This window comes from Sporosarcina sp. P20a (assembly GCF_002743175.1).
Taxonomy (GTDB): Bacteria; Bacillota; Bacilli; order Bacillales_A; family Planococcaceae; genus Sporosarcina.
This window is the reverse complement of sequence record NZ_PDYT01000011.1, coordinates 26102-44897: the sequence shown is the minus strand read 5'-3', so window position 1 is coordinate 44897 and position 18796 is coordinate 26102. Positions and strand designations below refer to the sequence as shown.

General features: G+C 41.6%; 17 protein-coding genes and 1 other annotated feature. Of the genes, 12 read left to right on the top strand and 5 right to left on the bottom strand.

What is annotated here, in order from left to right; all coding sequences use genetic code 11:
* Window positions 1–24 precede the first annotated feature (24 nt).
* Window positions 25–693 (bottom strand): GntR family transcriptional regulator, encoded by a 669-nt coding sequence (locus tag CSV72_RS10415; RefSeq protein ID WP_099678305.1) that lies wholly within the window; start codon window positions 691–693, stop codon window positions 25–27.
* Window positions 694–1146: 453 nt separating this feature from the next.
* Between CSV72_RS10415 and CSV72_RS10410 the strand changes: the two genes are divergently transcribed.
* From CSV72_RS10410 to CSV72_RS10390, 6 genes are all read left to right on the top strand, one after another.
* The gene (locus CSV72_RS10410) at window positions 1147–1473 is read left to right on the top strand and encodes a DUF485 domain-containing protein (protein ID WP_099678304.1); all 327 of its coding nucleotides are present in this window, start codon (window positions 1147–1149) and stop codon (window positions 1471–1473) included.
* Window positions 1474–1486: 13 nt separating this feature from the next.
* A complete protein-coding gene (locus CSV72_RS10405) occupies window positions 1487–3034 on the top strand; it encodes a solute symporter family protein (protein ID WP_099678303.1) in 1548 nt (515 codons plus the stop codon).
* A gap of 230 nt (window positions 3035–3264) precedes the next feature.
* Entirely contained in the window at window positions 3265–5193 is a 1929-nt protein-coding gene (locus CSV72_RS10400) for a DUF294 nucleotidyltransferase-like domain-containing protein (protein ID WP_099678302.1), read from the top strand.
* 70 nt (window positions 5194–5263) lie between these two features.
* Window positions 5264–5929: a 3'-5' exonuclease gene (locus CSV72_RS10395; RefSeq protein ID WP_233191232.1), complete on the top strand. Its 666-nt coding sequence runs from the start codon at window positions 5264–5266 to the stop codon at window positions 5927–5929.
* Window positions 5930–6035: 106 nt separating this feature from the next.
* Window positions 6036–6170, top strand: coding sequence for a hypothetical protein (locus CSV72_RS17160; RefSeq protein ID WP_255407597.1), 135 nt, complete (start codon window positions 6036–6038; stop codon window positions 6168–6170).
* A gap of 26 nt (window positions 6171–6196) precedes the next feature.
* Window positions 6197–6922: an SDR family NAD(P)-dependent oxidoreductase gene (locus tag CSV72_RS10390; protein WP_099678301.1), complete on the top strand. Its 726-nt coding sequence runs from the start codon at window positions 6197–6199 to the stop codon at window positions 6920–6922.
* A 38-nt stretch (window positions 6923–6960) separates the two neighbouring features.
* On the opposite strand, the gene mnmM is transcribed toward CSV72_RS10390, so the two are convergent.
* Together mnmM and mnmL are read right to left on the bottom strand one after the other, a co-directional pair.
* The gene (gene mnmM, locus CSV72_RS10385) at window positions 6961–7560 is read right to left on the bottom strand and encodes a tRNA 5-(aminomethyl)-2-thiouridylate-methyltransferase MnmM (RefSeq protein ID WP_099678336.1); all 600 of its coding nucleotides are present in this window, start codon (window positions 7558–7560) and stop codon (window positions 6961–6963) included.
* Between the two features lie 10 nt (window positions 7561–7570).
* Window positions 7571–8524, bottom strand: a complete 954-nt coding sequence (gene mnmL, locus CSV72_RS10380) for a tRNA modification radical SAM protein MnmL/YtqA (RefSeq protein WP_029052824.1) — start codon at window positions 8522–8524, stop codon at window positions 7571–7573.
* 146 nt (window positions 8525–8670) lie between these two features.
* Window positions 8671–8888 (top strand) — a binding site (T-box leader).
* Between the two features lie 80 nt (window positions 8889–8968).
* Between mnmL and leuS the strand changes: the two genes are divergently transcribed.
* The gene (gene leuS, locus CSV72_RS10375) at window positions 8969–11383 is read left to right on the top strand and encodes a leucine--tRNA ligase (RefSeq protein WP_099678300.1); all 2415 of its coding nucleotides are present in this window, start codon (window positions 8969–8971) and stop codon (window positions 11381–11383) included.
* A 370-nt stretch (window positions 11384–11753) separates the two neighbouring features.
* On the opposite strand, the gene CSV72_RS10370 is transcribed toward leuS, so the two are convergent.
* On the bottom strand, window positions 11754–13010 hold the full coding sequence (locus CSV72_RS10370; RefSeq protein WP_099678299.1) for a BaiN/RdsA family NAD(P)/FAD-dependent oxidoreductase: 1257 nt from the start codon (window positions 13008–13010) through the stop codon (window positions 11754–11756).
* Window positions 13011–13161: 151 nt separating this feature from the next.
* Here CSV72_RS10370 and CSV72_RS10365 point away from each other — a divergent pair, with 151 nt between their 5' ends.
* Both CSV72_RS10365 and CSV72_RS10360 read left to right on the top strand, forming a co-directional pair.
* A complete protein-coding gene (locus CSV72_RS10365) occupies window positions 13162–14778 on the top strand; it encodes a putative polysaccharide biosynthesis protein (RefSeq protein WP_099678298.1) in 1617 nt (538 codons plus the stop codon).
* Between the two features lie 3 nt (window positions 14779–14781).
* Window positions 14782–15513, top strand: a complete 732-nt coding sequence (locus CSV72_RS10360; RefSeq protein WP_099678297.1) for a pseudouridine synthase — start codon at window positions 14782–14784, stop codon at window positions 15511–15513.
* Window positions 15514–15564: 51 nt separating this feature from the next.
* Here CSV72_RS10360 and CSV72_RS10355 read toward each other — a convergent pair whose 3' ends face one another.
* A complete protein-coding gene (locus CSV72_RS10355) occupies window positions 15565–15786 on the bottom strand; it encodes a DeoR family transcriptional regulator (RefSeq protein ID WP_099632754.1) in 222 nt (73 codons plus the stop codon).
* A 376-nt stretch (window positions 15787–16162) separates the two neighbouring features.
* Between CSV72_RS10355 and dat the strand changes: the two genes are divergently transcribed.
* The 3 genes from dat to trmB are packed head-to-tail and all read left to right on the top strand — an operon-like array spanning window position 16163 to window position 18683.
* Complete coding sequence (gene dat / locus CSV72_RS10350; protein ID WP_099678296.1) at window positions 16163–17047, top strand: D-amino-acid transaminase; 885 nt, start codon at window positions 16163–16165, stop codon at window positions 17045–17047.
* Window positions 17031–18002 carry an NERD domain-containing protein gene (locus CSV72_RS10345; protein WP_099678295.1) on the top strand — a complete coding sequence of 324 codons (972 nt, stop codon included), beginning with the start codon at window positions 17031–17033 and terminating at the stop codon, window positions 18000–18002. The genes dat and CSV72_RS10345 overlap by 17 nt, the downstream gene beginning before the upstream one ends.
* Before the next feature lie 36 nt (window positions 18003–18038).
* Window positions 18039–18683, top strand: a complete 645-nt coding sequence (gene trmB / locus CSV72_RS10340; RefSeq protein WP_099678294.1) for a tRNA (guanosine(46)-N7)-methyltransferase TrmB — start codon at window positions 18039–18041, stop codon at window positions 18681–18683.
* The last annotated feature ends 113 nt before the right edge of the window (window positions 18684–18796 follow it).

Sequence of the window (18796 nt, the reverse complement as noted above, 5' to 3'; positions counted from 1 at the left end):
TCCGGATCCTGTTTTCCTATCTATTTACGAATCGACTTTTTCAATCGAATGAAACTCCTCGATCGCGCGTAACCAATTTTCCCTCATAACTTTTGTAACTTGCTCACCATCGCGCTTACTCATTAAATCTATAATCTGATCATGTTCTGCAATCGATTTCTCCGTCAGTATAATGGAATTATGAAAGAAGAGTCTACGCACATGAGCTTGTAATGAGACAAGCATCGAAGAAATGTATGGATTATTCGCTGTGTCTACAATGATTTGATGGAATTTCTCATCTGTTTTCAAAGCTTGGAAATAATCTTCCTTTTCAACTGCTAGCGCGAATATCTTATTCGTTTCACGTAATTTCTTAATAATACTTTCAGTTAGATTGGGTATGCAAAGTTCAGCTGATAATGCTTGCAACGCAGCGAGTGGGGGGAGCAAATCTGAAATAGATTCACGATCTACATCTGTCACTTGGGTTGCTTTACCCGGAAACATTTGAACAAATCCTTGAACTTCTAATAATTGTAGTGATTCCCGTATGGGCGTCCGACTTACTCCAAGCGCTTCTGCTAATTCAACGTCATTTAACTTTTCTCCGGGCTGTAGGGTACCATCAATAATCCATTTTTGCAGTTGACTAAACGCATTTTCCTTGGCTGTCTTTCGTATGGGTAGTGCATGGTTAGTTGGTATAGGCAATTTATCCCACCATCTTTCTCCAAAAGTTGTCTTCACGTAAAGCTATTTTTACTGATAACCAATATACAATATACTACAACTTTTTTCTGTTGTTTAACAGTATTAAGCAAAATTTAAAGAAATAATTGGAAACTTCCATAACGCTATATAAGATAAACTTTAAAAATGTTGAGACAAATGCAAATAGTTCTTGTAGTTTCCGCTTGTATTTGATAGATTAATGTCTATAGTGGATTTGCTTCCTTTAGTAGATTAAATTTTACAAATCTTCTAAAAAGTTATTGCAAATCATGTAAACGTTTGGTATCGTTTACATGTGTACTATAACAAATGGATATCCGAATACGCTGTAATACATTATCGATTTAGCTCGATGGTGAAAGCGGTTTCATTGAAATGGGGGGAATATGAACTACTTTACTTCGTAATATAAAATAGAAAGGGGATTAACTAATGACTAATCAAGTGGCACGTGGGAAATCCACAATGGACTATGAAAAGCTTGTTCAATCAGAAGACTTTAAAGGTCTTGTAAAAAGAAAGCAGAACTTCTCTAGACCTTATGTTGTTTTCTTCTTCGCGGCGTACTTCCTTCTTCCATTATTAACTGGTTATACAAAAATTTTAGAAACACCTGCAATTGGTGCGATGACATGGACTTGGATCTATGCATTCTCCATGTTCGTGATGGTATGGATATTCACATCCATTTACATGAACAAAGCAAAACAATTTGATGTTGAAGTAGATAAGATTATAGAGAAAAATGTTTTAAAATAAGGGGGTTTTGTTCATGAGTTGGATTTCATATGTTATATTCTTCGCAGTAATTGCGCTGACGCTCTACATTACATATTGGGCGGCACAGCAAACTACTACCGCAAGTGATTTCTATACTGCCGGTGGTTCATTAACAGGTTGGCAAAATGGTATGGCGATTGCTGGGGACTACTTATCAGCCGCATCTTTCCTAGGAATCGCAGGTGCGATTTCACTTAACGGATTTGATGGTTTCTACTATAGTATTGGTTGGTTAACAGCCTATCTAGTTGTTTTATTCTTGATTGCTGAACCACTACGTAACTTGGGTAAGTTTACGATGGCAGATATGATTGGTGCTCGTTTCGGCGCTAAGAAAGTGCGTGGAGCAGCAGCATTGAACACAATTACAATCGTAATGTTCTACATGCTTGCACAATTAGTTGGTGCAGGTGCTCTTATTAAATTATTATTCGGTATCGAGTATTGGATTGCTGTTCTAATCGTTGGAACGATGATGTTAATCTACGTTCTATTTGGTGGAATGACTGCAACAAGCTGGGTACAAATCGTAAAAGCAATTCTTTTGATGTTGGGTACAATCATTATCTCCTTCTTGGTACTTATGAAGTTTAACTTCAATTTTATCAGTATGTTCGAGACAATGAAAACTGCTACTCCACATGGTGAAGCATTCCTTCACTCAGGGGTTGTTTATACAGATACAATCGGTCTTATATCAGTATTGATAGCACTAGTTTTAGGTACTGCTGGTCTTCCACACATCTTAATGCGTTTCTTCACAGTTAAAGATGCGAAAACAGCACGTTCTTCCGTAATTTATTCTGTATGGATTATTGGTATCTTCTATGTATTGACGATTTTCCTTGGATTTGGCGCAGCTAAATTCGTTGGATCAGACGCAATTATCGCAGAAAACGCTGCGGGGAACATGGCAGCACCAATGCTAGCTGGAGTTCTTGGAGGAGACGCACTGGAATCCTTCGTAGCAGCCGTTGCTTTTGCAACAATCCTAGCAGTTGTTGCAGGTCTTGTACTTTCAGGTGCATCTGCAATCGCTCACGATATTTATGGACAAATCTTTAAAAATGGTAACGTAACAGAGAAACAACAGGTAAATGCTGCTCGCTGGGCTTCCATCGCTATCGGTGTATTCTCTATCCTTCTAGCACTTGGTTCAGAAAAGTTGAACGTTGCGTTCTTAGTATCACTAGCATTCTGTGTTGCTGCATCCGCAAACGTACCAACGATTCTTTTAACAATCTATTGGAAGCGTTTCAACACAACAGGTGCGGTTGCATCTATGTTGACAGGTCTTATCGTTGCGTTAGTTCTTGTTGCCATCAGTCCTTCTGTAATGAACCCAGTTGAAGGTGCTACTCTAATCACTGGTAATCCAATCTTCCCGTATGCTAACCCGGCTATTGTTTCCGTACCTGCAGGTTTCCTTGCTGCAGTCATTGGTACACTTGTTAGCTCTAAACGTCACGAGAAAGATGAAGTTTCTTATGCAGAAGTTCGTTTCAAAGCAGAAACTGGCTACAAAGAGCTTGATCTTTAATAACTAGCTTGATTTTCAACAAATGGTTCCCTCTTCTACAAGCACGACAGAAGAGGGGGCCATTTTTTATTAAAATGACACACTGCAGATGTAGGCAAGACATTGATTGTTTATGGAACATTCTCGCTTGAAGAGTAATAGGGGGAAACATATAGGTACTGATGATATTTGTATTTGAATAATATGAAGTGAAGTCGCGTGATAGCTAATACGAAACAGGGGGGGTTGAAATGCTGAAGATGGTGAAAGATCAGGAATGGTATGATAAAATTCATGAAAATCCGTTATTTATAAACACGCCAAACAAGGAATTTGAACAGTTGTTGCTTGAATGCAAGCTGAGAATGTATGAAGAAGCGGAGAAATCTAACTATTTCAAAACACCCCAAGAAGGGTTGCTCATTGTGTTGAAAGGGTCTGCGGAGGTTCAGATAGAAGGACAAGATGGCAGCTCGGTAACGCTGGAGATTATTCAAGAAAATGAAATCATTGGCTTTTCCAACTTTGCTTACTATTTAGGGGAAATGGCTCGACCATTGGATAAGCATCATATTGATATGGTCGTAGCAGAGGGCTCCGTTTGTCTCCAAGTTCCGTATGAAGTGATTAAGCATCGGATGGACGATCAAAATGTGCGCGATTATGTCTTGCGCAAAATGTCGATTCGTTTAGCAAATGTCTATACCTCATTAGGGGAGCAAGTTCGTTTGGCTGACGAATATGGTGAAAGTGAACCGTATGTCCGTCGAGTACAGGATTTCATGAGCAGTCCAGTGGTGACAATCCATGCGGAAGCGGAAACGAGAGAAATCGCTGAATTGATGATTAAACACTCCATCAGTTCCATTATTGTTACAGATCAGTCGGGTAAACTCCTCGGAATCGTAACGGAAAAAGATCTGGTCGAACGAGTGATAGCGGGTGGAGGTTCTCCAAGCGGACTCAAGGCAAGAGATGTCATGACGAAAAACCCCCATACGATCAAGGTATCCGATTATTATTATGAGGCATTGACTAAATTTTATAAACATGGCATCAAGCATTTACCGGTAGTCAAAGCAGGCAAGCCTATAGGAATCGTTACATTTGCTACGTTGATGACGAAACGCGATCGTAACTCCATGAATATTTTAAAAACGATAGAAGAAGCTTCCTTTGAAAAATTACCTATTGTGAAAGCGGCGATTTACGATGTGTTGTCCAACTTAATACAGGATGAAATATCCACGATCCATACATTGGAAATCATTACGAAGTTCTATGATCGTCTAGCCAAGCACTGCGTTATGCTCGCTGTGCAATCACTTGAAGATCAGGGGAAAGGTAGACCACCTGTTGCGTTTGCCTGGTACCAGATGGGCAGTGGTGCACGTGGAGAGCAGTTTATGCTGACAGATCAGGATCACTTCCTTGTCTATGAAGATGTAACGAGAGAAGAGTCTGAACAAGTAGAGAACTATTTCGAACTTCTGGGCAATGAAATTGTCGTTCATCTTGAGCAAGCTGGATATACTAGGTGTATCGGATTCATGATGGCTAGTGAATCGCAGTGGCGCGGCACGATGGCAATTTGGCACGAGCGCATTCGCCAATGGGCGCTGCAATCTACACCTGAACAAATCTTACTCGGATATAACTTCCTGTCATTCCGATTCCTCTACGGTGAAACTGCTGTCAATGATCGATTTATTGAAATGGTCCATGATTTGTTAAGAAAATCTGCTACGTTTATTTACTATATGGCACAACAGGAAAGAGAAAAACCGATACCACAATTGCAACAAAACTTTTTGAACATTTTCAGGGGCCGCAGTAAAGCGGATGTAATTGATATTAAGAAACATGCTTTATTCCCGCTTCATCATTGTTTGCAAATCTTAGCGGTCAATAATGGGATTGTCAACGCGACACCTCTTGAGATTATATCAGCTTTGCAGAAAAAGAAGAAATTCACTAAAGACTTTGCGGAAGAAATTCGCCATGCGTATGAAATATCCTTGAGTATTCGTATTTCCATGTCGTGGGAGAAACATTTACGTGGAGAGAAAATATCTACAGAAATCGACTTGCGCAAGCTGAGAAGATGGGAATTGAACGAATTACGCACAACGCTAGATACAGTCAGAGCACTTCAATCGCATTTATTATCAAAACTTTAAGATAATGCAGATAAAGGTCCCTGTACAAAATTGGCGCATAATGTACTATAGAGGTAGGGGGGGCGATATCGTGTTTTGGAAAAAGAAGAAATTGACATATGAATTACAGCAATCAATTCAACTAAATACGCCGCTGCAAGATATGAACTTTACAGTATTTGATACAGAAACTACCGGTTTTGCAATTGGTGCAGACGATCGGATGATTGAGATAGGTGCCGTACAAGTTGAAGGATTTGAGGTTACGGACCATGTATTTCAAACATTTGTGAATCCATCCAGGGATATACCTCCTGTCATCAGCAAACTGACGACTATACAGCAATCACAAGTCGACCATGCACCGATGCCTCTCCCGGCTATCGAAGAATATTTTGCGTTTATTGAAAAACATAAAAGTGCAGGATGGGTTGGGCACCATGTCAGTTTTGATGAAATGGTCATTAAGATAGAACTAAGCCGTCAGAAATGTACATTTCAAGTCCCTACATCATTTGATACAATGCATTTGATAAATTACTTGGATCCGACGGGTGAACAGCAGGACTTGGAAGACTATGCACGTCTATTCGGTACAGAGATTTTCGAACGCCATCGTGCATTAGGCGATGCGTTGACGACAGCACATGTCTTCACTGCATTACTAAGAAAACTCGATCGTCATGGTGTGAAGACACTGGCAGATTTACTTCGTATTAAAAATGGAGGAGCACAAAAATTTGTTTCGTACACGTAAATTCAGTTATCGGGTTCGTCATTCAATGAAACTTGAGTGGCGGACTCGTTTGTTTATTGTGATATAGTAGAAATTAGAGAGTCGAATGGGTGGGGGACGTGAAGTAATGAATAAACGTCAAGCGATTTTATTGATCGTCATTATAGTGGCTATTGCGGTGTATTGCTGGATATTATTTTTTGAGTTACCGAATAAGACGGTGGAAGGTGCAACAACATACATAGAATCACTAATTAGTTGATTCGTATAAAAAGGGAGCAGATACAAATGGATATTATCATCATTACAGGCGCTTCAAAAGGAATCGGTCAACAATTACTTAGTCAATTTGAAGAAACGGGAGCAACAGTATACGGAATGGCACGAACGAATCCAGATCAGCTGCATTCCATGTATGAAGTAGATCTCGCAGACTGTGAGAGAGCGACTGCCATTCTTGGAGGAATAGTGAGTCAACATATGGACGAAGCTAGTTCATTCACATTGATCAATAACGCAGGTATGGTAGATCCGATTAGTTTGGTAGGTTCATTGGATGCTCAAAAAGTGGAGCAGGCAATTAAAGTGAATTTAACGGCACCGATTCACTTAATGAATACATTTATCGATACATTGAAAGATTTCAAGGGAACAAAAAAGATCATGAATATTTCTTCTGGAGCAGGGCGCAGTGCGTATGAAGGTTGGGGGATTTATTGTACGACGAAGGCTGGACTTGATCAGTTTTCACGTGTCGTTGCAGAGGAGCAGAAAATGGCGAATTATCCAACTGGAATTGTATCAATTGCACCAGGCATTATCGATACAGGGATGCAAGAGACGATTCGTTCATCATCTGAACACCAATTTCCACACTTGAAGCGTTTTGAAGCTTATAAACGGGAAGGTCAGTTAAGCTCAGCCTTTGAAACTGCAGAAAAACTAGTGCGATTTGTGAATGAAGTAGACTTTTTAGAAATCGATCCAATTGCAGATATCCGTAAATTTGATTAATTAAAACCCGTTGCCACCATGTTGGGTGGCAACGGGTTTTATGATTCTCCAGCTTCTACTGTACGCACTTCTGTAAAATCTTTCATTTTCTCCAGTGCAAGTAAAAACGGAGGGTTTCTTCTCTGATTTAGCAATTCATAGCGGATCGCATGCACATCACCTTGATGCAAAGTCGAGACATAGTCAAGCAGTGCATCACGTTCTTCAGCTCCGCCTTCATGTCCATCATAAACAGTGATTGTGATGATTCCAGACTTTTTTAGTAAACCAAGTAACGCATCGAGTGCGGCAATCGTAGAAGAAGGCGTCGTGATGATACTGGGATCGTCACTGTATGGTAAATAGCCTAAGTTGAACATAGCTCCGCTGATTTCGCCCTCTACGTATTGGCGGACATTCGCATGGCTATCATGAATGAGTGTAGCGCGACTGGCTAGCTCACCAAGATGTTGCTCAGTTGTTTTAAGGGCTTGTTGCTGAATATCAAATGCCAAAACACGTCCTTCGTCACCGACTAAGTCAGCTAAGAAGAGTGTGTCGTTACCGTTACCAGCGGTCGCATCGACGACTGTATCTCCAGGCTGCACGCGTTCAGTAATAAGCCGTTTCGCTATCGGCAATACGCGGTGCAGCAATATGTTTGTCACATTATTTCACCTCTTGCAAATATTTTTTCCCTTGCCAACTATTACGTCTTTCCAGTTCTTGATCAATGCCATTCAGTACTTCCCATTTTGTGACGCTCCACATCGGTCCAATTAATAAATCGATTGGGCCGTCACCCGTGATGCGATGCACAATCATTTCAGGAGGCATGATTTCCAGTTGGTCGACGACTAGATTGATATACGCTTCCTTCGTTAAAAATTCAAGTTTGCCTTTTTCGTATTGTTTGACCATAGGTGTTCCTTTTAATAAATGCAGTAAATGAATTTTAATACCTTGCACATCAAGTTCAGCAACGGCTTGAGCGGTTTCCATCATCATTTCCTCGGTTTCACCAGGTAAGCCGTTGATGATATGACTGCAAATATTAATATTATGTTTACGTAACTTGTCGACACCTTCTTTATAGCATTCGAAATCATGCGCGCGGTTGACGAGTTTTGCGGTAGATTCATGAACAGTTTGCAAGCCGAGTTCTACCCATAGATAGGTGCGTTCATTGAGTTCAGCTAAATACTCTACCACGTCATCTGGTAGGCAGTCAGGACGCGTCGCAATCGATAATGCCACAACGCCTTCTTGTGCCAACGCCGCTTCGAACTTTTCTTTTAGAACGGGAAGAGGGGCGTGTGTATTCGTATAGGCTTGAAAATAAGCCATGTATTTCGCGTCTTTCCATTTTCGTTGAGAACGTTCTTTGATTTCAGCAAATTGAACTTCAATTGCATCAACGCGATCGCCTGCGAAATCTCCTGAGCCTGCCACGCTACAAAACGTACAGCCGCCATGTGCAACAGTTCCATCACGATTCGGGCAATCAAACCCCGCGTCAAGCGCTACTTTCGCAATTTTACAACCGAATGTATCTTTCAAATGTCTTGACCATGTATGGTATCGTTTCCCTTCACTTGGAAACGGAAGATTGATTTCATTCATTATGTACAGCTCCTTTACATCAGACATTGTACCACGGAATATACAGGGATATCACACAACAAACCGCAGGAACTATTTAGTATACGACAAAAAGCAACAGAGAAGGCTTGTATTCAGCTTGCGTTTCGGGTAAACTGAATAAAATAATGAAGGCCATGATGAGGAATAGTACTTCTTACGCTACTTTTTAGAGAGCAGACGGCTAGTGCAAGTCTGTATGAGTGAAGAACGAACTCGCCTTTGAGCCTGTATTGGTGAATACTTTTAACTAATACCGTACTCCGCGTTAAGGAATCAAGTTGGACGGCATAATCCGTCAATTTGGGTGGTACCGCGGGAAACTATATAGACTCTCGTCCCTTTACAGAGGGACGGGAGTCTTTTTTTATCTGTACGCACCAATACATGAAGCAGAAATTGAATCTTATTGGAGGAGTTTTTGACATGAGTTATCAACACACGAAAATTGAAGAGAAATGGCAAAAGTATTGGAAGGATCACGATACATATAAAATGATTGATGATCCATCCAAGCCTAAGTTTTATGCATTGGATATGTTCCCATATCCGTCAGGCGCGGGTCTGCACGTTGGACACCCGCTTGGCTATATCGCGACAGATATTTTAAGTGCATTCAAACGTAAGCAAGGATATAACGTATTGCATCCTATGGGATGGGATGCATTCGGATTGCCAGCTGAGCAGTATGCGATTGATACAGGAAATGATCCAGCTGAATTCACAGCGAAGAACATTGCAACATTTAAACGCCAAATGCAGGATCTTGGATTTTCTTATGACTGGTCTCGTGAAATCAATACAACGGATCCAAGCTATTATAAATGGACACAGTGGATCTTCATTCAACTGTATAAACGTGGCCTTGCATATATCGATGAAGTAGCTGTCAACTGGTGCCCGGCACTAGGAACAGTACTGGCAAATGAAGAAGTCATCGACGGCTTATCTGAGCGTGGAAATCACCCAGTTGAACGTCGTCCGATGCGCCAATGGGTTTTGCGTATTACGGAATATGCAGATCGTCTGTTAGAAGACTTGGATGATTTGGATTGGCCAGAAAGCTTAAAAGATATGCAGCGTAACTGGATCGGTCGTTCTGAAGGTGCACAATTAAAGTTTGAAATTGCGGATACTGAGCATTCATTCGAAGCGTTCACTACACGTCCAGACACGATTTTCGGTGCGACATATGCAGTATTGGCACCTGAACATAAATTAGTTAGCGCGATTACTACCGATGCACAGCGTAAAGCAGTCGAAGAATACATTGATTCAGTAAAATCAAAGAGTGATCTTGAGCGTACAGATTTGGCAAAAGACAAATCAGGCGTATTCACTGGAGCGTATGCAATCAACCCAGCAAGCGGTGCGAAAATGCCGATCTGGATCGCGGATTACGTCCTGGCTACGTATGGAACAGGTGCGATCATGGCAGTTCCTGCACATGATGAGCGTGACTATGAGTTTGCAAAGAAATTCGATTTGCCGATTGTGGAAGTGGTTGCAGGCGGTAACATTGAAGAAGAAGCATATGCAGGAGAAGGCGAGCACGTCAACTCGGACTTCTTGAATGGCTTAGGCAAAGAAGAAGCTATTTCCAAGTCGATTGAATGGTTCGAAGAGAATGGTACGGGCGAACGCAAGATTACGTATCGTCTGCGCGACTGGTTATTCTCCCGTCAACGTTATTGGGGCGAGCCAATCCCTGTCATTCACTGGGAAGATGGCACGATGACTACTGTCGATGAATCGGAATTGCCATTGATGTTGCCGGTAACAGACAATATCAAGCCGAGTGGAACAGGTGAATCACCACTTGCCAATATTACAGAGTGGGTCAATGTAGTTGATCCAGAAACAGGTATGAAAGGTCGTCGTGAAACGAACACGATGCCACAATGGGCAGGAAGCTGCTGGTATTACTTGCGTTATATCGATCCGAATAACGATGACATGATCATTGATCCGAAATTGGCTGAGCGTTGGTTGCCAGTTGATATTTACGTAGGTGGAGCGGAACACGCAGTTCTGCATTTATTGTATGCTCGTTTCTGGCATAAAGTATTGTACGATATTGGTGTTGTACAAACGAAAGAGCCGTTCCAAAAGCTCTTCAACCAAGGGATGATTTTAGGCGAAGGACATGTGAAAATGTCTAAGTCACTAGGCAACGTCATCAACCCGGATGATATCGTTCATTCACACGGTGCAGACACATTGCGCATTTATGAAATGTTCATGGGACCACTTGACGCGTCGAAAGAATGGTCAACAAATGGTTTGGACGGATCTCGTCGTTTCCTTGACCGCATTTGGCGTCTACTCGTCAATGAAGATGATACATTGACAGATAAATTGACGGATGAAACAGGTGGACCTCTTGAGAAAGTCTATAATCAGACAGTCAAAAAAGTAACGGAAGATTACGAAGCTATGCGCAATAACACAGCGATTTCCCAATTGATGGTATTCATCAATGAAAGCTATAAAGTGGAGAAGTTGCCAAAAGCATACATCGAAGGATTCCTACTATTAATTTCACCTATCACGCCTCACTTGGCTGAAGAACTGTGGTCGAAACTAGGTCACACGGACACGATTGCTTATGCACAGTGGCCGACATTTGACGAAACAAAATTAGTAGACGACACAGTTGAAGTGGCGGTACAGATCAACGGTAAAATTCGTGCGAAAATTACTGTAGACAAAGATAGCTCGAAAGAAGAGCTAGAGCATGTAGCTTTAGCGAACGAAGACGTGAAGCAGTGGATGGAAGGTAAGGAATTGAAGAAAATCATTGCGATTCCTGGACGCCTTGTTAATATTGTAGCGGGTTAATGAAATGTAGAAAGCCGGTTGGAGATTAATTTCTCCAACCGGCTTTTTTTGTTGTGATCGTATTTATGGGGTATGTGCTTTGTTATGTTGGTTGAGCGCTCTATCAACTGGGGCGAGCGCTCTATGTGTCGGGTTAACCGCTCTATCAGACGGGCTAAGCGCTCTATGTGTCGCGCTAATCGCTCTATCGGACTGGGGAGGCGCTCTATGTGTCGCGCTATCCGCTTTATCAAACCGGGCTAAGCGCTCAAAGTGTCGCGTTATCCGCTCTATCGGCCGGGCTGATCGCTCAAAGTGTCGCGTTATCCGCTCAATGGGACGGGCTAATCGCTCTATCAAACGATCCAACCGCTCATAAGACAACTCAAAGTCACTCCAATAATCCAGCATTCATCCCGGCTAAACGACCCGTCACAAGAGCTGCGGTAATATTATAGCCACCCGTATATCCATGGATATCCAAAATTTCTCCACAGAAAAACAGACCTACTTTCTTACGTGAAGCCATCGTTTTCGGTTCCACTTCTTTAACTGAAACACCGCCACCTGTAACGAACGCCTTCTCGATCGGTTGTGTTCCTGTAATATGGACAGGGAACGTCTTCAGAAGTTTTGCGAGTGTACGTATAGCGTCACGCTTTATATCTATGCCGATTTCAGTTTCTCCGATATCTGCTTTCTTCAATAAAAACAATAACCACCGTTCGGGCACGAGACCCTTCAATGAGGTTTTCACTTGTTTTTTTGGTTCATCTTTTAAAATTTTCGCGATTGTCTGCGTCAATTGTTCTTCATGTTGATCAGGTATCGAATCAATTTGTAGTAATACGGGCTGCTTGCCGTTCTTCATCTGCTCTTTGACAACATATTGACTGCAACGTAAAATCGCAGGACCACTTAATCCGAAATGGGTGAAGAGCATGTCCATTTGATGTGTCACAAGTGTTTTTCCTTTTTTATTCAATACGGATACTTTGACGTCACGTAACGCAAGGCCTTGTAAATCTTTTGAGACGATAAATGGCTCGCGGGATAGTAACGGCACTTCAGTCGGATACAATTTCGTTACGGTATGACCCGCTCGTTCAGCCCAAGGGTATCCGTCTCCTGTGCTACCTGTTTGTGGAACGGCTTTGCCTCCGACTGCAACGACTACTGCATGAGCGCGTACTTCTTCACCATCTTCTAACCGAACGCCTAGGATCTTTTCGTCATCCATTAATAATTTCTGTACTCGGCTTTCCAATCGTATTTCCACGCCTAATTCATCCATCTGATTCAAGAGGGCGTTTACGACATCTTTTGACTTATTCGAAACAGGGAACATCCGTCCGTGATCTTCTTCTTTTAAAGGCACGCCAAGGCCTTCGAAGTAGTGAATGATATCCTGGTTGTTAAAGACAGAGAACGGTCCATATAAAAACTTTCCGTTTCCTGGTATATGTTTAATAATTTCTTCTTGAGAAAGTCGATTTGTGACATTACAGCGACCGCCGCCTGAAATGGCTAGTTTATTGCCGAGTTTCCGTCCTTTTTCAATTAATAGAACGCGCTTTTTTTGTTCGGCTGCTGCAATGGAGGCCATTAAACCTGAAGGACCGCCACCAATTACGATTACATCATACATTGTAGAACCACTCTTTCATTTCATTTTGTCTCTCATTATACACCATATGGGCATGGTTGCTTTTTGATTTGGACTTTAGATAAAGATTGTGCAAAAGCGTGTCGAGGGGTAAACTATACAAGAATCTCTTTAGGAATGGAAGGAATCAATTATGGCATCGAATTTATTGAAAGGCACAGCCATTTTAACGATTGGCTTATTTTTATCGAAGGCACTCGGTTTGCTCTATGTAATTCCGTTTTACGCAATCGTTGGAGAAAAGAGTGTCGGTCTCTATCAATACGCATACATACCGTATAATCTAGCGCTGGCGGTCGCGGTATCCGGGGCACCGCTCGCCATATCGAAGTTTGTTTCTAAATACAATGCGTTAGGCGATTATGCGACCGGACGGAAGTTGATGAAATCGGGTATGGTCGTCATGTCTATCACAGGCTTGCTGTCGTTTCTTGCGTTGTTTTTCCTTGCGACTCCGATCGCGGAACTTGTCATCAAGGATGAGGAACAGATTTTCACAGTTCAAGATATTGCGACTGTCATTCGCTGGGTCAGTTTTGCTTTGCTTGCGGTACCGTTACTTAGTATCGCCCGAGGATTTTTGCAAGGTTATCAAAAATTCGAACCTACATCTGTCTCTCAATTAATTGAACAAATCGTACGGATCATCGTTGTGCTCGTTGGAGCGTTCGTGGTCGTCAATGTACTGGATCTATCCCCAAGAATTGCTGTACAGTTTGCAGTGTTTGCTGCGTTTATTGGAGCGCTTGCTGGTTTATGGAGTCTCTACTATTACTGGAAAAAGTATCAAGATGAATTCGATTATTTGTTATCGAATAGCCCACCAGCGAGTTCGGTATCCTTGAAACAAATTTATACGGAAGTCCTTGCGTACGTATTGCCGTTTGTATTGGTCGGAACGATTAATCCAATCTATCAATTCGTCGACATGATTACATTCAACGGCGCTATGAAATCAATCGGACTTTCCAGTGTCTCCGATTTATATTTAACAAAACTGAACTTTTTAACACATAAGATTGTGATGATACCTGTGATGGTCGCGACAGGATTTTCGATGGCGCTGATATCTATTATCACGAAGGATTACACATCTAACAATCAAAAGGGCATCACACGTTCACTCGATCAGACGTATCAAATTATGTTGTTCTTGACGATTCCAATGGTTATTGGATTGATTGTCTTAAACAATGAAGTCTATCAATTCTTGTATGAGTATGATGTGGCGGGAGCAAGCGTTTTAGCTGCCTACGCACCGGTTGCGATTTTATTTGCGATGTTCACCGTAACGGCTGCAATCTTACAAGGAATCGATCATCATAAATGGATTGTCTTCACTTCATTGCTCGGGTTGTTAGTGAAAATGCTGATCAATATTCCACTGATTAAACTGTTTGAAGTGAATGGCGCGATTATAGCCACCGCGATTGGCTACACGGTAGCGGTATGTATTAACTTATTCGTTATTAAAAAAGCACTAAATTATAAATCTGAAATGGTCATTAGACGCTTGTTCTTGATTTTGGCTTTCAACGCAGTGATGTTTGCCGGTGTTTGGCTGACGAATAAAGGCTTGAACATGGTACACATACCAATAGGTCGTTGGCAGGCTTTATTGTATGTCATGATTGGATCAGGTGTGGGAATGGTGATCTATGGATTCCTGTCTTTCAAATCAGGACTTGCGCAACAATTATTTGGAGATCGTCTTACACGTATAATGAGACGTATCGGGTTTGGAGGCTAATACATGAGGTTAGATAAATTATTATCGAATACGGGTTATGGTTCACGTAAAGAAGTTCGGCAGCTGTTGAAAAAAGGAATGATCCGGGTGAATGGGGCAGTGGAAAAAGATCCTGCAAAGCATGTGGATCCGGATGCAGACGCGATTTCATTGCTAGGTGAAGAAGTCGTCTATAGGGAATTCATCTACTTGATGATGCATAAACCGCCTGGCGTGTTATCGGCGACAGAAGATAACCGGGATCAAACAGTCGTGGATTTACTTGGAAGTGAAGAACGTCATTTCGAACCGTTTCCGGTAGGTCGTTTGGATAAAGACACAGAAGGGTTATTGTTGCTGACGAATGATGGAAAGCTTGCACATAATCTGTTGTCACCGAAGAAAGAAGTGCCGAAAACGTATTATGCAAAAGTGGCGGGCGTTGTAACGGAAGAAGATACTGAAGCTTTTGCGCGCGGTGTGATTTTAGATGATGCCTACGAAACAAAGCCGGGCATTTTACACATAGTGCATTCTGCTGAAGAGTCGGAGATTGAACTGACGATTACAGAAGGAAAGTTTCATCAAGTGAAACGGATGTTTGAAGCGGTAGGAAAAAAAGTGGTGTATTTGAAACGTTTAACGATGGGGCCGCTTGTTTTGGATCCAGATTTGGAATTAGGGGAATACCGCGAGTTAACAGAAGAAGAATTGCTGCAATTAAAAGAAGTAGATCGTTCCAAGCAAAAAGGCTGATGCAAAAGCGTCAGCCTTTTTGCTTTGTACACTTGTATATAGGAGGCTAAATCAGGAAGGTAATTTCACTTTCTTGGACGTCGTCGTCCATTCGCCGCGGACTGAGCTCTTAATCAATTCATTGTACTCCAGAACGTTTAAGTCACGTTGTGCCGTGCGTGATGAAATATTGAATTCATCCGCCACGTCCTCCGTCGTTACTTTTCCGTTATCCCGAATGAACAGATAGACATCTTTGATACGAATTAACATGCGATCGGTAGCTGGGTTCATCTAAGAAACCACTCCTTCATCTTCATATTTTCACGCCAACATTGCAAAAGAAGAGTGTTGGGGTATTCTTTGAAATTACCTTTCCTGAATCGCTCCTTAGATCTAAGTTATGCCAGAATAGTAAGTGAATGATTCTGACAATAGTAGTATAACGTATTTTTTGTAAAAGCGCACATGTTTTCGCTTATACTTTTGAATTAATTAGAATAGATAGATTACAAGTTACCTAGTTAGCACTAGTTTTGAAATGATTAAAAAAATGGTCTTCACTCTATTAAGGTCTAATTGATTTTATTCCATAAACATGTGAAAATAGAAAAAGAGGAAACTGGCAGTATTTTGGCTTGAGGTTTCATAATAGAAGGGTGGCGGTTGTGTGATCTTTTTCAAAGATGGGGAATTCCTAACAGAAGATAATCTGAATGTGTCCGTGAATGATCGTGGCTATGTATTTGGCGATGGAGTCTATGAAGTAATTAAAGTGTATGATGGTGCTTTGTACACGGCGAAAGAACATTTGCAGAGATTACTTGAGAGTGCTGAAAAAATCCGCGTGAGCATGTCATATACACTTGATGAGTTACTTGAAATCGTGCAAAAGCTTCAGTCTGATAATCAAATATCTGTTGGACATATTTACATACAAGTCACACGTGGTGTGGCGCCGCGTGCACATCATTTCCCGGAAGACAGTGTTCCTGTCATGATTGGCTATGCTGTAGAAAATGCACGTCCGTTAGAAATCCTTCAACAAGGTGCCGCTATGAAGTCTGTTGAAGATATGCGTTGGCTTCGTTGCGATATAAAAAGTTTAAATTTACTTGGCAATGTCATGGCGAAACAAGAGGCATTTGATCACGGATGTCAAGAAGCATTGTTTGTTCGAGACGGCTTAGTACGTGAAGGTTCATCTTCTAATGCATTCGGTATTAAAGACGGGATCCTTTATACACATCCTGCCAATAATTTCATTTTGAACGGAATTACTCGTCGTGTCGTTTTGCAGATCGCAGAGAATTTAGCGATTCCGGTTAAAGAGGAAGAATTCACATTGTTGCAAGCGTTAGGTATGGACGAATTTTTCTATACGTCGACGAATGCTGAAATTACACCGGTTGTAACAATAGATCAGCAACCTATTGGACAAGGAGTTCCTGGGCCGTTGACGAGAAAGTTGCAAACAGCATTTGAGGCGCAAATTCCGAAGTTGGTGGCTGCTGGTCATAATGAGGAAAGAGAATTAAATGGCCCAGCTAGTTAAACTCGCGGATTATATTTCCCGGTACGAGAATGACTTAACTCGCTATCCGACACAATTCATCCGTCTGAAACGCTATCAGTGGAAACGTATCAAAAATCAATGGGAGCACGGTGTCGATTTATATGCGGAGCAAGCGGCTACTTTTCCTGAAGATGTACAAGTGCCTTCAAAATGGTATACGGTATTATTCAAGAAATGGCGTAAGCAAGCAGATGTGGAATTGACAGATGAGGCCGCTGTTTCCGAGGAAGCGGTAGAAGATCGTGAGAATGATAGGAGTTTTTCGGCTTCGATTTCGGGTCAACCTTCGAATATTGAACAGTTAAAGAAAGCTTATCGTGATCAATTGTTTCAATTCCAATTAAAGTGGGCGAGTTCAACATTGTATGACCGGTCTCGTGTAGATCCAAAGTATTTCTCTGACCCCTTATTGAAGCAACTTCTACTGCGTTTACCTGATAGCTTTTTGTTGCTTTATTATCCAATCGTCAAAGTCAGTAAGGCACCTGTTGAGTTGGATATCATTTTATTGGCACCTACTACATGCTATTGCATCACGGTGCTCGAAGATGAAAGAATGGCCGCGTACATAGGTAGTGGCGAGAGGTTTTGGCTGAAGAAGTTCGGTGAAGAAGAAGTGAAAGTACTGAATCCTACTATCGCACTTAGTAGAATGGAGAAAGTGGTTTCATCATTTTTCAAAGCAGCGAAAGTGGAGATCCCTATCAAGAAGCTGATAGTTTCTAGAAACGGCTATATTGATTATCCCGGAACTCCATTTGAAGTGACGACGATTGATCGCAAAACATATGAACAATGGCTGACCAAGTTATGCAGTAATCCGAGTCCCATGAAGCATACGCAATTTAAAGCAGCACAAGCGATTTTGGATCATGCACAAACTACAGCGATGAGTCGATTGTTTGATGCAGAAGAAATTGTGGATGAGCAATAGAATAGAAATTACAGAAAAAGTGAGAGTGTACTGATTATGCGTTTACGAAATAAGCCATGGGCCAAAGATTTCATGGCAGAGCATCCGGATGTATTGATTTTGGATCCAGAAGGTAAGAAAAATCGTTGGACTGAAGAGTTTGGAAACGATGCGCCAATTCATATTGAAGTAGGTACAGGTAAAGGGCAGTTTGTTATTGGAATGGCATTGGCTAATCCAGAGATTAACTATATAGGCATCGAACACTTCGATAATGTGATTGTGTCCGCGTTAGAGAAAACAATTGAAGCGGAAAAGCCTTCAAATCTTCGTTTGATGCGTGTCAATGGAGAAGAGTTAGCTTCCATTTTCGCGGAATCAGAAATTGATCGTGTCTATTTAAACTTTTCTGATCCATGGCCAAAAGATCGCCATGAAAAGCGTCGTTTGACACATCCAAACTTTTTGGCGAAATATGAAGGTGTTTTGAAGACCAATGGAGAAGTTCACTTTAAGACAGATAATCGTTCGTTGTTTGAATATTCTCTTGTCTCCATGACGGACTATGGCATGAAATTACAATCCGTTTCACTCGATTTACATGCAAATATGCCAGAAGATAATGTGTTAACCGAATATGAAGAAAAGTTCTCAAGTAAAGGTCAACCGATTTATCGTCTGGAAGCACAATATCAGAGCTGATTCTGATGAGATAGAAAGCTGTTGGACGTTGTACTTTTCTGCTGGATCTCTAGGGGTTCCGTGGAAAAGTACAACGTCCATACAACAGTTACTAAAGGATGTAGGGAGGAATT

Excerpts from the sequence above, each read along its gene's own strand:
- leuS (WP_099678300.1), top strand. The coding sequence starts at position 8,969 with ATGAGTTATCAACACACGAAAATTGAAGAGAAATGGCAAAAGTATTGG.
- CSV72_RS10410 (WP_099678304.1), top strand. The coding sequence starts at position 1,147 with ATGACTAATCAAGTGGCACGTGGGAAATCCACAATGGACTATGAAAAG.
- CSV72_RS10355 (WP_099632754.1), bottom strand. The coding sequence starts at position 15,786 with ATGAACCCAGCTACCGATCGCATGTTAATTCGTATCAAAGATGTCTAT.
- CSV72_RS10345 (WP_099678295.1), top strand. The coding sequence starts at position 17,031 with ATGGCCCAGCTAGTTAAACTCGCGGATTATATTTCCCGGTACGAGAAT.
- mnmL (WP_029052824.1), bottom strand. The coding sequence starts at position 8,524 with ATGAATGAAATCAATCTTCCGTTTCCAAGTGAAGGGAAACGATACCAT.
- trmB (WP_099678294.1), top strand. The coding sequence starts at position 18,039 with ATGCGTTTACGAAATAAGCCATGGGCCAAAGATTTCATGGCAGAGCAT.
- CSV72_RS10400 (WP_099678302.1), top strand. The coding sequence starts at position 3,265 with ATGCTGAAGATGGTGAAAGATCAGGAATGGTATGATAAAATTCATGAA.
- CSV72_RS10365 (WP_099678298.1), top strand. The coding sequence starts at position 13,162 with ATGGCATCGAATTTATTGAAAGGCACAGCCATTTTAACGATTGGCTTA.
- CSV72_RS17160 (WP_255407597.1), top strand. The coding sequence starts at position 6,036 with ATGAATAAACGTCAAGCGATTTTATTGATCGTCATTATAGTGGCTATT.
- CSV72_RS10360 (WP_099678297.1), top strand. The coding sequence starts at position 14,782 with ATGAGGTTAGATAAATTATTATCGAATACGGGTTATGGTTCACGTAAA.
- CSV72_RS10370 (WP_099678299.1), bottom strand. The coding sequence starts at position 13,010 with ATGTATGATGTAATCGTAATTGGTGGCGGTCCTTCAGGTTTAATGGCC.
- CSV72_RS10390 (WP_099678301.1), top strand. The coding sequence starts at position 6,197 with ATGGATATTATCATCATTACAGGCGCTTCAAAAGGAATCGGTCAACAA.
- CSV72_RS10405 (WP_099678303.1), top strand. The coding sequence starts at position 1,487 with ATGAGTTGGATTTCATATGTTATATTCTTCGCAGTAATTGCGCTGACG.